Annotated in this window: 14 protein-coding genes; 9 read left to right on the forward strand and 5 right to left on the reverse strand. The window is 36.6% G+C overall.

What is annotated here, in order from left to right; genetic code table 11:
- Positions 1 to 51 precede the first annotated feature (51 nt).
- From DSM00_RS12625 to DSM00_RS12660, 8 genes are all read left to right on the forward strand, one after another.
- Entirely contained in the window at positions 52 to 1,005 is a 954-nt protein-coding gene (locus DSM00_RS12625) for an acetyl-CoA carboxylase carboxyltransferase subunit alpha (protein WP_128758333.1), read from the forward strand.
- Positions 1,006 to 1,172: 167 nt separating this feature from the next.
- Entirely contained in the window at positions 1,173 to 2,741 is a 1,569-nt protein-coding gene (gene dnaB / locus DSM00_RS12630; protein ID WP_128758334.1) for a replicative DNA helicase, read from the forward strand.
- A 152-nt stretch (positions 2,742 to 2,893) separates the two neighbouring features.
- Positions 2,894 to 4,627, forward strand: a complete 1,734-nt coding sequence (locus DSM00_RS12635; protein ID WP_128758335.1) for an alkaline phosphatase D family protein — start codon at positions 2,894 to 2,896, stop codon at positions 4,625 to 4,627.
- 224 nt (positions 4,628 to 4,851) lie between these two features.
- Positions 4,852 to 6,036 (forward strand): asparagine synthetase B, encoded by a 1,185-nt coding sequence (locus tag DSM00_RS12640; RefSeq protein WP_394365804.1) that lies wholly within the window; start codon positions 4,852 to 4,854, stop codon positions 6,034 to 6,036.
- Positions 6,036 to 6,572 carry a DUF922 domain-containing protein gene (locus DSM00_RS12645; RefSeq protein WP_128758336.1) on the forward strand — a complete coding sequence of 179 codons (537 nt, stop codon included), beginning with the start codon at positions 6,036 to 6,038 and terminating at the stop codon, positions 6,570 to 6,572. Before DSM00_RS12640 ends, DSM00_RS12645 begins: the two co-directional genes overlap by 1 nt.
- A gap of 78 nt (positions 6,573 to 6,650) precedes the next feature.
- On the forward strand, positions 6,651 to 6,860 hold the full coding sequence (locus tag DSM00_RS12650; RefSeq protein WP_128758337.1) for a hypervirulence associated TUDOR domain-containing protein: 210 nt from the start codon (positions 6,651 to 6,653) through the stop codon (positions 6,858 to 6,860).
- A gap of 5 nt (positions 6,861 to 6,865) precedes the next feature.
- Positions 6,866 to 7,483: an L-threonylcarbamoyladenylate synthase gene (locus DSM00_RS12655; protein ID WP_128758338.1), complete on the forward strand. Its 618-nt coding sequence runs from the start codon at positions 6,866 to 6,868 to the stop codon at positions 7,481 to 7,483.
- A gap of 93 nt (positions 7,484 to 7,576) precedes the next feature.
- On the forward strand, positions 7,577 to 8,413 hold the full coding sequence (locus tag DSM00_RS12660; RefSeq protein ID WP_128758339.1) for an alpha/beta fold hydrolase: 837 nt from the start codon (positions 7,577 to 7,579) through the stop codon (positions 8,411 to 8,413).
- 70 nt (positions 8,414 to 8,483) lie between these two features.
- Here DSM00_RS12660 and DSM00_RS12665 read toward each other — a convergent pair whose 3' ends face one another.
- The 3 genes from DSM00_RS12665 to DSM00_RS12675 form a co-directional block, all read right to left on the reverse strand.
- Entirely contained in the window at positions 8,484 to 9,317 is an 834-nt protein-coding gene (locus tag DSM00_RS12665) for an OmpA family protein (RefSeq protein ID WP_128758340.1), read from the reverse strand.
- A 90-nt stretch (positions 9,318 to 9,407) separates the two neighbouring features.
- Positions 9,408 to 10,406: a glycosyltransferase family 2 protein gene (locus DSM00_RS12670; protein ID WP_128758341.1), complete on the reverse strand. Its 999-nt coding sequence runs from the start codon at positions 10,404 to 10,406 to the stop codon at positions 9,408 to 9,410.
- Positions 10,407 to 10,415: 9 nt separating this feature from the next.
- The gene (locus DSM00_RS12675; RefSeq protein WP_128758342.1) at positions 10,416 to 10,862 is read right to left on the reverse strand and encodes a type I restriction enzyme HsdR N-terminal domain-containing protein; all 447 of its coding nucleotides are present in this window, start codon (positions 10,860 to 10,862) and stop codon (positions 10,416 to 10,418) included.
- Positions 10,863 to 10,935: 73 nt separating this feature from the next.
- On the opposite strand from DSM00_RS12675, the gene holA reads away from it, so the two are divergent.
- Positions 10,936 to 11,964, forward strand: a complete 1,029-nt coding sequence (gene holA / locus DSM00_RS12680) for a DNA polymerase III subunit delta (RefSeq protein ID WP_128758343.1) — start codon at positions 10,936 to 10,938, stop codon at positions 11,962 to 11,964.
- Between the two features lie 21 nt (positions 11,965 to 11,985).
- Here holA and DSM00_RS12685 read toward each other — a convergent pair whose 3' ends face one another.
- Together DSM00_RS12685 and tsaD are read right to left on the reverse strand one after the other, a co-directional pair.
- A complete protein-coding gene (locus tag DSM00_RS12685; protein ID WP_128758344.1) occupies positions 11,986 to 12,696 on the reverse strand; it encodes a 16S rRNA (uracil(1498)-N(3))-methyltransferase in 711 nt (236 codons plus the stop codon).
- A 2-nt stretch (positions 12,697 to 12,698) separates the two neighbouring features.
- On the reverse strand, positions 12,699 to 13,736 hold the full coding sequence (gene tsaD, locus DSM00_RS12690; protein WP_128758505.1) for a tRNA (adenosine(37)-N6)-threonylcarbamoyltransferase complex transferase subunit TsaD: 1,038 nt from the start codon (positions 13,734 to 13,736) through the stop codon (positions 12,699 to 12,701).
- Positions 13,737 to 13,795: the final 59 nt, after the last annotated feature.

Raw genomic sequence — 13,795 nt, forward strand, 5'->3', positions numbered from 1 at the left:
AAAAGGTTTCTAAAACCATTATATTTGTGAGCTAACTCAAATTTTCCCCTAATGGAATATTTAGATTTTGAACAACCTATTAAAGAGCTTGAAGAACAGCTTCAAAAATGTTCTTTAATTGGTGAAGAGAGTGACGTAGATGTCACTAATACCTGCAAGCAGATTGAGAAGAAGCTTGCTGAGACAAAAAAAGATATTTATAAAAATCTTACAGCCTGGCAACGTGTTCAGCTGTCTCGTCATCCTAACAGACCGTATACTTTAGATTACATAAAAGCACTTTGCGGAACTTCGTTTCTAGAATTGCATGGTGATCGTACGGTAAAGGACGATAAGGCAATGATAGGTGGACTGGGTAAAATAGGTGACCAGAGTTTTATGCTTATAGGTCAGCAAAAGGGTTATAATACAAAAACCAGACAGTACCGTAATTTTGGTATGGCTAACCCTGAAGGATACCGTAAAGCGCTGCGTCTTATGAAGAGTGCTGAAAAATTTGGTATTCCTGTGGTTTCGTTTATTGATACGCCGGGAGCATATCCAGGTTTGGAAGCAGAAGAACGTGGTCAAGGAGAAGCGATTGCACGTAACATACTTGAGATGATGCGCCTTAAGGTGCCTGTTATAGTTATAGTAATAGGTGAAGGTGCCAGTGGTGGAGCGTTAGGTATTGGAGTAGGTGATAAGGTGATGATGCTGGAGAACTCTTGGTATTCTGTAATATCTCCAGAAAACTGTTCATCAATTCTTTGGAGAAGTTGGGAGTATAAGGAAATTGCTGCAGAAGCGTTAAAACTAACTGCAAGCGATGCAAAACGCCTTAAAGTAATCGATTCTATTATCAAAGAACCATTGGGTGGTGCTCATACTCAGCGTGATGAAACTTTTGCAACTGTCAAAAGCACAATTCTAAGTACTTATAAGGATTTAAAAAACTTATCAGCATCAGAATTGGTTGAAAAACGAATGGATAAATATTCAAATATGGGTGTGTTTAAGGGATAACCTTTTAAACATCACTTGCACTTAAATTCCGGAACCTTAAGTTCCGGTTTTTTTTATGCTTATCAACAAAAAAATAAAGTTGTTCACAGGTAAATTGTTAACGACCAGTGAATAACCGAAGAGTAGAAAATTAAGCTGCCCTTAACACATTCTTTACATTTGCTCTAATGGAACAAGTAAAAACAAAACCCAATTACGTTAATCCTTCAAAAGAAGTAATATCGCTTGAACGTGGCAAAATACCCCCGCAAGCTATTGATTTAGAGCAAGTTGTTCTAGGGGCGATGATGATTGATAAAAAGGGTGTTGATGAGATTATAGATATTCTTACCCCCGAAGTTTTCTACAAAGAGGCCCATCACCACATTTACGATGCAATACGTGCATTGTTTGAAAACGGGGAGCCTATTGACTTATTAACTGTTTCAGAGCAGTTAAAGAAAATGGCCAAGTTAGATCAGGCAGGCGGTGATTATTATCTTATACAACTTACACAAAAGGTATCTTCATCGGCACATATTGAGTATCACGCACGTATCATACTACAGAAGTATATACAGCGTAGTCTTATCAAAATTTCTAACGAGATTATTGAGGAGGCTTACGATGAGACTACAGATGTTTTTGATTTATTAGACACTGCAGAAAGCAAGTTGTATGAAGTAACACAAGGAAATATTAAGCGTTCCTCAGAAACTGCTCAAAGTCTTGTAATACAAGCTAAAAAGAAAATTGAAGAGATTTCTAATAAAGAGGGTCTGTCTGGTGTTCCATCAGGTTTTGACCGTCTTGATAAATTAACTTCGGGCTGGCAACCTAGTGATTTAATTATTGTTGCTGCTCGTCCAGGTATGGGTAAAACGGCTCTTACCTTATCTATGGCTCGTAATATTGCCGTAGGACAAGGAATTCCCGTTGCGTTTTTCTCACTTGAGATGGCATCTGTTCAGTTAATTACCCGTCTTATTTCTTCAGAAACTGGTCTTTCTTCAGAAAAGCTACGTACTGGAAAATTAGAAAAACACGAGTGGGAGCAATTAAATGTTAAGGTTAAAAGCCTTGAGAAAGCACCCTTGTTTATAGATGATACACCATCACTATCTATATTTGACTTGCGTGCAAAAGCTCGTCGTCTGGCTTCGCAGCACGGTATCAAAATGATTATAATTGATTATTTGCAGTTGATGACTGCAGGAGGTAGTCAAAAGAATGGAAACCGGGAACAAGAGATATCTATGATCTCACGTAACTTAAAGGCGCTTGCAAAAGAGTTAATGGTGCCAGTAATTGCACTGTCTCAGCTTTCGAGAGCTGTAGAAACACGTGGTGGTAGTAAAAGACCCTTGCTTTCTGACCTTAGGGAATCTGGAGCAATTGAGCAGGATGCAGATATTGTATCATTTATTTATCGTCCAGAATACTATAAGATTGATGAGTGGGATGATGAAGAGCGCAGCCCTACCGATGGTCAGGCCGAATTTATTATTGCAAAACACCGTAATGGTGGTTTAGAAAATATACGTCTTAAGTTTATTGGGCATTTAGGTAAATTTGATAACCTCGATGACTTCAATACACCTTATCAATTTGAGTCTGCTATGAACCAAAATGCAGCGGCCAATGATGATACCTTTAGACCAGAGTCATTTCCAACGCCTACGCCCGATCAGGCATTTGGTAGTTCTATGAATGATGGTGGGTTTGATCGCAATGGGGAAGATGAGGTTCCTTTTTAATTAAAGTGAACTTTACGTTATAGTAAAAAAGGAAGCCCTAACGGCTTCCTTTTTTTTGTTTTCGGTGTTATTTGATAAAATTAGGTTAATACATTGGAAAAATTTGATTTGAATATTATAGGTAATTCTGTATATCTAAAACAAATGATAGCATGAATTCAAATCTAAAGAGACGCGCGTTTCTAAAAAATACTTTACTTGCTACAGGTGGAGTAATTCTGGTACCTAATTTTATAAGTTGTTCTGAGGATGATTTGCCGGCATCCATTAAAATTCCTGAAAATCTTAAGACCGAAAATTTTGATTGGGGAGTCGCAAGTTTTGACCCTACAGCAAATCAGGTAATTATTTGGACACGCTACGCAACTACAGCTCCTTCGGCTAGTATTATCTGGCAATTAAGTTTAGATTCTAATTTTGACGCTATACTACGTGAAGGTGAAGTAGTAGTTGATCAATCTCGTGACTTTACTGCTGCTATTGAAGTTAAAGATCTTGAACCATCTCTAAAATTATTCTATCGGTTTATAAATTCTGAAGATGTAACGGTTTCTCCGGTAGGTCAAACAATTACATTAGCGGCGACAGGAAATGAAGCAGTTTCTTTTGCGGTGGTTTCTTGCGCTAATTATCCTGCAGGTCTATTTAATGTTTATAAGGAAGTTGCTAACTCAGATGTGGATATTGTCATTCACTTAGGAGATTATATTTATGAGTATGCTCCAGATCAATACGGAACTAATGAAAATACAGTAGCTCTAAACCGCGTTCCGGAGCCTAATCGAGAGATTGTTTCCTTAGATGATTACAGAATCAGGTACAGACAATACAGATCTGATGCAGACCTTAAATTGGTGCACCAGCTAAAGCCTTTTATAGGGGTGTGGGATGATCACGAAATTACAAACGATACCTATAATGACGGAGCACAGAATCACCAAAGTGATGAAGGTAGTTTTGAAGTGCGTAAACAAGCAGCATTGCAAGCCTATAGTGAATTTATGCCTGCTATGACAAATGATATAAGCATTATTTACAGAAGTTTTAAAATAGGGGATCTGGCAGATTTAATTATGCTAGACACACGACTGGTAGGTCGGGATAAACAACTTGAAATATTTGACTACGTCGATGCAACTGGCACTATTGACGCCATTAGATTTCAGAATGATCTTACTGATACTTCAAGAACAATGTTGGGAGCTCAACAATTATCGTGGTTCAAAAACCAGATGACTTCAAGTTCCTCAAAATATCAAATAATTGGGCAGCAAGTGCTTATGGGACGTATGATGGTGCCGGCAGAATTGCTATTGATTCTAGGACAAATACTCGGAGAAGTAGCAGCATTAGGGACGGTGACGGCAATTACCCAAGCACAATTTGAGGGTAGCTTGATGCAATTAACCCAACTCAAAGCACGATTACTTGCAAATGATTCCACGTTAACTGCTGCCGAAAGAGCACGTATAACGACACTTATTCCTTATAATCTGGATGCCTGGGATGGATATGCTGCTGAAAGAGAACAATTATTAGCTCTTTTTGAAGATAGAAATGTGGTGGTTTTGGCAGGAGATACCCATAATGCTTGGCATAACGAGATTTATAATGCAGCAGGCAAAAAAGTAGTAACAGAATTTGCGACATCGTCTGTAAGTTCGCCGGGTTTTGAAACTTATCTTGGTACATCTACTGAGCAATTAGGAGCCTTTCAGCAGGCGCTTGTCGTATTAATCGATGGTTTGCAAAATTTTGATGCCTCACAAAGAGGATATCTTAAGGTTGTTGTAAATGACAGCGGAGTAAATGCAAGTTGGTTTTTTATAGATAATCTAGAAAATCCAAATTATAGCGTAACGGCTGGGTTTACTGCAAGTTTATAAATAAACCTAAGTGTTTTATCTAGTGTAATTCTAAGAGGGAAAACTTTTAGAATTACACTATTTTTATTTAAAGTAGGCATATTATTTGCTAAGTTGTATTTCAATAGGATATTTATTGCTATAAAATCTAAAGATTGAAAACATATAACTATAAAACCGCTATAGCCCTTCTAACAATTTTGCTTGTTTCCATAAGTAGCTATGCTTCATATGTACTTATACCAATGGATGCAGAAGGTCAAAGAGAACATCTTAAAGCATACGGAATAACCTACTGGTCACTTAGTCAAAATCAAAAAGTGAAATGGTTACTCAATTATAGAGGCGGTTCATTTTTGCTTCCTGACTCAGAGAGTTTGAGAAGAGAATGTAAAATACGCGGAATCTCTTTTGAAATTATTAGCGATTCAAAAACAGAACAGATTTTAGCCGAGATTGAGAGTCCGTCACAAAATATGGAAGCCGTTATTCTTGAAAAAGCTCCAAAGGTTGCTGTCTATACTCCTGATGGTTCTGCACCTTGGGATGATGCAGTAACAATGGTATTAGAGTATGCAGAGATCCCATATACTAAAATTTACGATAAGGAAGTGCTGGCAGATGAGTTGATCTTATATGACTGGTTACATTTGCATCACGAAGATTTTACAGGACAGTATGGCAAATTTTATGGGACTTACAGAGCTACGCCATGGTATATTGAAGAAAAGCAAAACGCTGAAGCTCTTGCTACAGAATTGGGCTTTGAAAAAGTTTCCGAAGAAAAATTAGCAGTTGCTTCAAAAATAAGCGATTATGTGATAGGCGGGGGTTTTATGTTTGCTATGTGTAGTGCTACAGATAGTTTTGATATTGCATTAGCCGCTGCAGGAGTAGATATTTGCGAGCCAATGTTTGATGGAGATGCATCAGATGCAGACTACCAATCCCTAATTAACTTTGAACGTACATTTGCTTTTACAGACTTTACTCTGGAACGTTCTCCCGTACAGTACGAATTCTCGAGTATAGATACCACTCCGGTACGTGCAATAAATGCAGATACAGATTATTTTAGTTTAAAAAATTTTTCAGCAAAATGGGATCCTGTTCCTACGATGTTATGTCAAAACCATACTGCATTAGTAAAAGGCTTTATGGGTCAGACGACTGCGTACAACCCGTCTGAAATAAAGGCTAACGTTCTCATTTTAGGAGAAAATAAAACGAATGGAGAAGCGCGGTATATTCACGGAATAAAGGGTAAAGGTTTTTTTACTTTTTATGGCGGCCACGATCCTGAAGATTATCAGCATAGGGTGGGAGATCCTAAAACGGAATTAGAATTGCATCCTACAAGTCCGGGATATCGGCTTATTTTAAATAATATATTATTTCCTGCAGCAAAGAAAAAACAACAAAAAACCTAATGTATCGTCATTTATTTTTAATTGCCTTAGCAGTTGTATTTCTTTCCGGTCAACGTAAAGCAGATCGTTTTGCGTGGGACGCTAATGATCCCTTAGAGTGGTCAGATTTTAGAGCCGTGCCAGATCGAAGAGCTCCATATTCTGCTACGGCAAATTCTGGATTGAGCCATAGATATACTATTGACAGTAAAGGATTTTTAGTAAAGAAAGCTTCGGTTATTACAGCTAACTTTTATCCTAATTTGTCGTGGTATAAACCAAAGTTGATTGATGAAAATACCTTAGCACACGAGCAAACCCATTTTGATATTTCAGAACTTCACGCACGTTTACTTAGAAAAGCCATTGATGAATATCGTTTTACAAAAAACTCTAAATCTGAAATTCAGAAAATTTATAATACTATAGAAGCTAAACGGCGAGAGATGCAAACACAGTTTGATAAAGAAACAGATCATTCTCAAAATGAAGCTGCCGAGAAAAAATGGGAAGCTTTTGTAAAAAATAGTCTCTATAAGCTACGTAACTATTCCTAATTTATTAAGCCTCGTTAATCTTCTGTTAGAGTGCGGGTTTATAATTACAGACTCCTTTAACTTTAGAAAAAAAAAGTTATGATTCGAGAAGGTAGTACTGTGAAATGGAAATGGGGTAGCGGTTCTGCAACCGGTACAGTTGAAAAAACTTATACTAAAAAAATAACCAGAACTATTGAAGGTTCTGAAATTACCCGCGATGGGGAAGAAGGTAACAAAGCACTTTATATCAAGCAAGAGGATGGCTCTGAGGTTTTGAAATTAGAAAGTGAAGTAGAAAAAGCATAATTAAGATGGCAGAGTTTATTAAACTTTATAACGACAATCCAAGCGAACGTGAGATTAAGCGCATCGTTAAGGTGCTCAAAAATGATGGTGTGATAATATATCCTACAGATACCGTGTATGGTTTGGGATGTGATATTACTAGTACCAAAGCACTTACTAAAGTCGCACAACTACGAGGAGTGAAGCTCCAGAAAGCAAATTTTTCATTCATTTGCGAAGATTTGAGCAATATTTCTGAATATGTAAGGCAAATTGATACGCCTACGTTTAAGATATTAAAACGTGCATTACCTGGGCCGTATACCTTCATATTACCGGGAAATAACAATTTACCGTCAGCATTTAAAAAGAAGAAAACGGTGGGTATTCGGGTGCCAGATAATAATATTGCACGTGCAATTGTAAAAGAATTGGGCAACCCTATCATATCTACTTCTATTTATGATGAAGATGAAGTTGTGGAGTATACTACAGATCCCGAACTTATTTTAGAGAAGTGGGATAAGTTGGTAGATATTGTCGTGGATGGGGGTTATGGAGATAATGTACCTTCTACAGTGATTGATTTGACTAGTGGTGAAGCAGTACTTATTCGAGAGGGTAAGGGTCCATTAACAATCTAAAACCTTAAGACCTTAAGGTTAAAATTGTTTTAAATATACCGAATAAACTATTTACACTGAATAGAGGTTGTAATTTAAGTGTAAAACTAAATTATGAGCTTTCTTAGAACAACTTCAACTGAAAATGGCGAAGCTATAAATCTATATTATACTGATTACGGTAGCGGAGATCCTATAATTCTAATTCACGGATGGCCACTAAGTCATCAAATGTGGGAATATCAAATTGAACCTTTAGTAAACGCCGGTTATCGAGTTATAGCTTATGACCGGAGAGGATTCGGCAATTCTGACAAACCTTGGGGGCCTTATGATTACGATACCTTAGCAAAGGATCTAAATGACCTTATAACCACTTTAAAATTGACTAATGCAACATTGGTAGGTTTCTCTATGGGTGGTGGTGAAGTATGTAAATATGTTGCGCATTATGGCACTGCAGCACTTAAAAAAGTGGCACTTGTATCTTCTGTAGCTGCGTTTATGTTGCAAACAGATGACAACCCTGATGGAGTACCAGCAGAAACATTTGAATCATTTAAAGCAGGTGTTCGCAAAGACAGGTTGGGTTTTCTTAAAGATTTTGGTAAAAATTTTGTGAATTATGAGGCTAATACAGATCGCATTAGTGAGGCTCAGGTTCACTTTAACTGGTCTATTGCTTCAAATGCATCACCAAAGGCTACGGTAGATTGTATAGATTCTTTTGGGACCACAGATTTTAGAGACGATTTAAAGAAATTTGATGTGCCTACGCTCATTGTTCACGGAGATGCGGATGAGGTAGTTTATATAGAGCCATCCGCTAAACAAGCGGCACAAATAGTAAAGAACAGTGAATTACACATATTAAAGGATGCGCCTCACGGACTTGTTTTCACGCATACTGAAGAATTAAATAAGTTACTTATCGACTTTATCTCTAAGTAATTTAGAACCATATATAAACAAAAAACCCGGTCTAAGACCGGGTTTTTTTATTTTCTAATACTAGAAAATATTATTTTTCTTTAGGCATACCGTCTTCTATCATCTTGTAGAATTGGTCAAGCTTAGGAAGAACTACGATACGAGTTCTACGGTTACGAGCACGACCTTCTTCAGTATCGTTGCTAGCAAGTGGCACGTAGTAACTTCTACCTGCTGCTACCATACGCTCTGGAGGAACACCAAATTCTTTTTGTAAAATACGCACTACTGAAGTTGCACGTTTAACACTTAGATCCCAGTTGTCTTCGATAACTGCAGTGCTAATAGATTTGCTGTCTGTATGACCTTCAACCATAAATTCGATCTCTGGCTTATTCTTAACAACTGTAGCAACTTTACCTAGTACTTCTTTTGCACGGCTAGTTACATCCCAACGACCACTGTTAAATAATAACTTGTCTGAGATAGAAACATAAACAACACCTTTCTCAACGTTGATCTGGATATCGTCATCATTTAAGTTACCAATTGCACCTTTTAAGCTAGTTACTAATGCAAGAGTTACAGAATCTTTCTTGTTTAAAGCGTCACGGAAAGTTTTGATCTGAAGATCTTTTTCTTTCATTTGCTCTAAAGATTTCTCTAAGTTCTCAGCACCTTTAGTTGATAAAGTGGTAAGGTTACCTTGAGTGTCTATTAAACTATTATTAGTTTTTCTTAAATCTCCTATTTGCTCACGTAATGTTTCACTTTGAGCTAAACAAGAGTTCAATTTCACAGTTGCTGAATTCAGCATGTCTTGAGTTTCCATTTGTTTTGCCTCCAATGCAGCATATTTTTTCTGAGATACGCAAGAGGAAAGAAGTATCATAGCAGAAGCCGATACAAGCATTAATTTTCTCATAATTTAGTTGTTTTCTATTTAAATTTTGTGGAGCCAAATATACCTAAAATACGATGCAAAATATCAAACTTAACAATACTTTAAATTTTGTTAAAAAATTTCGTCATATTGCTTCTTTTTACTTATGAAATACATCCATACGATAGAATTAATTTTATAGTACTCATTGATTTTCAGTATATTGTGTCTCTTTTTAAGAACTATAAAAATTTTTGAATAAAAGTTAAAATGCGCCCTTAAAATTGCAAAAAAGTGAGCAGGTTTACCGTCAATCAAGAATTTAATAGCAGCAATGCCATCTAAACATAATCTAATAAATAGGAGAAGCCAAACTTGAATACCAGCGACATTTTTAAGTAATAGAATTAAATTATTTCTGAAGTTCAGAAAAGTTTTCTGCGGATTCATTTGTTCTAGTGTGGCCCCGCCTAAATGGTACACGGTACTTTTACCTATACATTTAATAGTTTTGCCTGTTCCGTGAATGCGCCAGCACAAATCTATTTCTTCTTGATGCGCAAAAAAGAGTTCGTCGAGTGCGCCCACCTTCCAGAAAAGGTCATTCCGTATAATTAAACAAGCACCACTGGCCCAGAAAATAGGAGCAACATCATCGTACTGACCGTGATCTTCTTCTAGAGTTTCAAAAACGCGGCCTCTACAAAAGGGATATCCCAGCCTATCAATAAAACCTCCTGCAGCACCAGCATACTCAAAATGAGACTTCCGCTTTAAATCTAGGATCTTTGGCTGTGCAGCACCTAGGTTTTTATCTGTAATGAATTCTTTTATAATAGGCTTTAACCAATTTTGAGTAGTGAGGATATCACTATTCATTAAAATAAATAATTCTTCAGTTAGGCCTTGCAAACTTTCATTGTATCCCTTAGCATAACCGCCATTAGATGTATTTTGAATACATTTTATTTGCGGAAAATGTTGTTTTAGATAGGCGACTGAGTCGTCTGTTGACGCATTATCGGCAACATAGATTTGGGAATTATCTGCGCTGTGTTCTATTACTAAAGGCAAAAATTTCTCCAGTAAATGTTTACCGTTCCAATTAAGTATAACTAGTGCTACTTTCAATTCTTTAATTTATAGGGTGTATGCAGGAAAATCTTTCAGAAAAATATATTTTTTTGCTTCATAATCCATTTGACAATAATAGTGGTTTAAGCCATTTGTAACCATTAGATAATCTGCTTTTAAAGCCAAATTGTAGCGTGCAATCTGATCAAAGGTGTCTTGGTTAATTTTTATCTTAGGCGCTTTACATTCAACAATAAGCTTTATGCTTCCGTCGGGCTTAAATATCACGATATCATAGCGTTTAGAAAGGGAATTTATTTTTAATTCCTTTTCTACATTTACAAGAGAAAGCGGGTAATTATAAGCTTTTAGTAGATGTGTGACAGTATGCTGACGCACCCATTCTTCTGGCGTAAGCCGAACAAACTTTTTGCGTATATCGTCAAATATAAGCGGTTTATTTTCGCTATTTTTGACCCTAAAGGTATAATTGGGAAAGTTTAATTGCTGCATCGCTTCAAAGGTAATCAACCTTTATAATTTTTATCTCATTTGTATAATTAAGCCTTAATAAATACATCTTTTTGTGGAAGAAGTTACTCGTATAGTAAAAGATATTAAAAGTAGAAATCTCAAGCCTATCTATTTTTTAATGGGAGAAGAGCCCTATTATATCGATCAGCTGGCAGATTATATTGCAGACAAAGTACTTACTGAAGAAGAGCGCGGTTTTAATCAAATGGTTTTATATGGTAGAGATGTTTCTCTTGATGATGTGATATCACAGGCAAAAAGATTTCCTATGATGGCAGAACATCAGGTGGTAATTGTAAAGGAAGCTCAGGATATGGCTCGCGAGATTAATGCACAAAGCGATGGCAAAAAGAATAAACTGGAAGCCTATGCAGAAAATCCGCAAAATACAACCGTTTTAGTTTTCTGCTATAAATACAAGAAGATAGATAAGCGAAAAAAAGTATATAAGGCACTGGTAAAAGGCGGAGTCGTTTTTGAAAGCAAAAAACTTTATGAAAATCAGGTGAGCGATTGGATTAGAAAAGTAATGAGTGGTAAAAACTACACGATAGAACCTAAAGCGGCACATATGCTCGTTGAGTTTTTAGGAACAGATCTTTCTAAAATAAATAATGAACTTCAAAAACTGATGCTTATTCTTCCTCCCGGAAGTGATATTACTCCTCTGGCAATTGAAGAAAATATAGGGATAAGTAAAGATTACAATAATTTTGAATTACGCAAAGCTGTAGGTGGTAGGGATATTGTTAAGGTGCATCGCATAATTAATTATTTTTCACAAAACCCTAAAGATAATCCGATGGTCGTAACCATTGCCTTACTGTTTCAATACTTTCAGAAATTATTAATGTATCACGGGTTACCTAGTAAAGACAAAAGTAGTGTGGCAAAAGCCTTAGGGGTAAGTCCGTTTTTTGTAGGAGAATATGTCGAGGCAGGTCGCAATTACCCAATGAAAAAGGTGAGTTTCATAATAAACTTGCTACGTGATGCAGACATGAAGGGTAAAGGGGTGGGAGCAAACCAGCTGCCACAAGGAGATATTTTAAAAGAATTAATGGTGCAAATTATGGGTTAGTAATTGCTAGCAAATACGCTCTTACTCGTTTATAAATGCTACACTATGAACCGCTACAACAGCTGCTGTTTCGGTGCGTAGTCTACTCGATCCAAGCATTACCGGCGTAAATGATGCACTCAAAGCAAGTTCTATTTCTGAGGTAGAAAAATCGCCTTCAGGACCTATTAAAATAAGATTAGTGCCGCCTGGTTCTAGTTTTTGCTTTAAAGAATACTTTAAGGTTTCTTCGCAATGCGCAATATACTTTACACCTTCAAAATTTTTCTGAAGTTCAATAAATTCTGAAAATGTAACTGCAGGATTCAGTTTAGGAATATATGCTTTTAATGATTGCTTCATTGCGCTTTGCAGAATCCGCTCATAGCGGTCTTCTTTGATAACCTTACGTTCGCTATGATCACAGATTACGGGAGTTATTTCGGTAATACCTATTTCTGTTGCTTTTTCTAAAAACCACTCATATCGGTCATTAAGTTTTGTGGGAGCAACGGCCATATGTAACTTATACGGTAAAGCATTTTCCTGAGTAACTTCGAGAATCCGTACGGTGCATCCAGATGGACTGGCGCTTGTTATTTCGGCTTTAAAAAAATTACCCGAACCATTCGTAATATCAAGAATATCACCAGCTTTTTTCCGAAGAACTTTTACAATATGCTTACTTTCATCTTTGGGGAATGTTGCAGTCTTATCTTGAGCGGCTATATCTGGATTATAAAATAATTGCATAGTTATAATTTAAGTCGAGATTGAGCCATAACTCGTGTTTCTTTAAACCCGGTATTTTCCAAGTTTTCAGCAGAATATTTTAAATATCCTACAATTCCTATCATTGCAGCATTATCTGTTGTGTATTCAAATTTCGGAATATATGTTTTCCAGCCGTATTTACCTTCTGCAGTTTTTAACGCATCTCGTATTCCACTGTTTGCAGAAACTCCGCCTCCTATTGCTACTTGCTTAATTCCAGTTTCTTTTACTGCTTTTTTGATCTTATCCATTAATATTTCAACAATAGTATATTGGATGGAAGCGCAGATATCATTGAGATTATTTGTTACAAATTGTGGGTCTTTTGCTATTTCTCGCTGATAAAAATAAAGCACGGCAGTTTTAAATCCACTAAAGCTAAAATTCAATCCGTCAACTTTCGGCTTTGTAAATTTATAAGCTTTAGGATTTCCAAGCTTTGCATATTTATCAATCAAGGGACCTCCCGGATAAGGCAAACCCAATATTTTTGCGCTCTTGTCAAAAGCTTCACCTACCGCATCATCAATAGTTTGACCCAGAACTTCCATTTCAAAATAATTAGAAACTTTTACGATTTGCGTATGACCACCCGAAATAGTCATTGCCAAAAATGGAAATGTAGGTTTGCTGTAATTTTCTTCTTCTATAAAATGTGCTAGTATATGTGCCTGCATATGATTTACATCAATAAGCGGAATATTTAATCCCATAGCAAGAGACTTAGCAAATGAAGTACCTACCAGCAACGAACCCATTAAACCGGGGCCACTGGTAAATGCTATCGCTGCAAGATCTTCTTTTTTTACATTTGCAAGACGTAAAGCTTCATGTACCACAGGTACAATGTTTTGCTGATGTGCTCTTGAGGCAAGTTCTGGAACGACGCCGCCATATTGCTTATGCACTGCTTGACCGGCAACAACATTTGATAATGTTTTATCGTTAAGGAGCACAGCTGCGGCAGTATCATCACAAGATGATTCTATAGCAAGAATGTAGGTGTTATTTTTTGGCATAATGGAGTTAAGCATACCGTTTGTTAATGTACTTTTACCCTTTAGAAAATCAATGTGAA

It is taken from the genome of Leeuwenhoekiella aequorea (genome assembly GCF_004104375.1).
GTDB classification, from domain to species: Bacteria; Bacteroidota; Bacteroidia; order Flavobacteriales; family Flavobacteriaceae; genus Leeuwenhoekiella; species Leeuwenhoekiella aequorea.

Excerpts from the sequence above, each read along its gene's own strand:
- DSM00_RS12625 (WP_128758333.1), top strand. The coding sequence starts at position 52 with ATGGAATATTTAGATTTTGAACAACCTATTAAAGAGCTTGAAGAACAG.
- dnaB (WP_128758334.1), top strand. The coding sequence starts at position 1,173 with ATGGAACAAGTAAAAACAAAACCCAATTACGTTAATCCTTCAAAAGAA.
- DSM00_RS12635 (WP_128758335.1), top strand. The coding sequence starts at position 2,894 with ATGAATTCAAATCTAAAGAGACGCGCGTTTCTAAAAAATACTTTACTT.
- DSM00_RS12640 (WP_394365804.1), top strand. The coding sequence starts at position 4,852 with ATGGATGCAGAAGGTCAAAGAGAACATCTTAAAGCATACGGAATAACC.
- DSM00_RS12645 (WP_128758336.1), top strand. The coding sequence starts at position 6,036 with ATGTATCGTCATTTATTTTTAATTGCCTTAGCAGTTGTATTTCTTTCC.
- DSM00_RS12650 (WP_128758337.1), top strand. The coding sequence starts at position 6,651 with ATGATTCGAGAAGGTAGTACTGTGAAATGGAAATGGGGTAGCGGTTCT.
- DSM00_RS12655 (WP_128758338.1), top strand. The coding sequence starts at position 6,866 with ATGGCAGAGTTTATTAAACTTTATAACGACAATCCAAGCGAACGTGAG.
- DSM00_RS12660 (WP_128758339.1), top strand. The coding sequence starts at position 7,577 with ATGAGCTTTCTTAGAACAACTTCAACTGAAAATGGCGAAGCTATAAAT.
- DSM00_RS12665 (WP_128758340.1), bottom strand. The coding sequence starts at position 9,317 with ATGAGAAAATTAATGCTTGTATCGGCTTCTGCTATGATACTTCTTTCC.
- DSM00_RS12675 (WP_128758342.1), bottom strand. The coding sequence starts at position 10,862 with ATGCAGCAATTAAACTTTCCCAATTATACCTTTAGGGTCAAAAATAGC.
- DSM00_RS12685 (WP_128758344.1), bottom strand. The coding sequence starts at position 12,696 with ATGCAATTATTTTATAATCCAGATATAGCCGCTCAAGATAAGACTGCA.
- tsaD (WP_128758505.1), bottom strand. The coding sequence starts at position 13,736 with ATGCCAAAAAATAACACCTACATTCTTGCTATAGAATCATCTTGTGAT.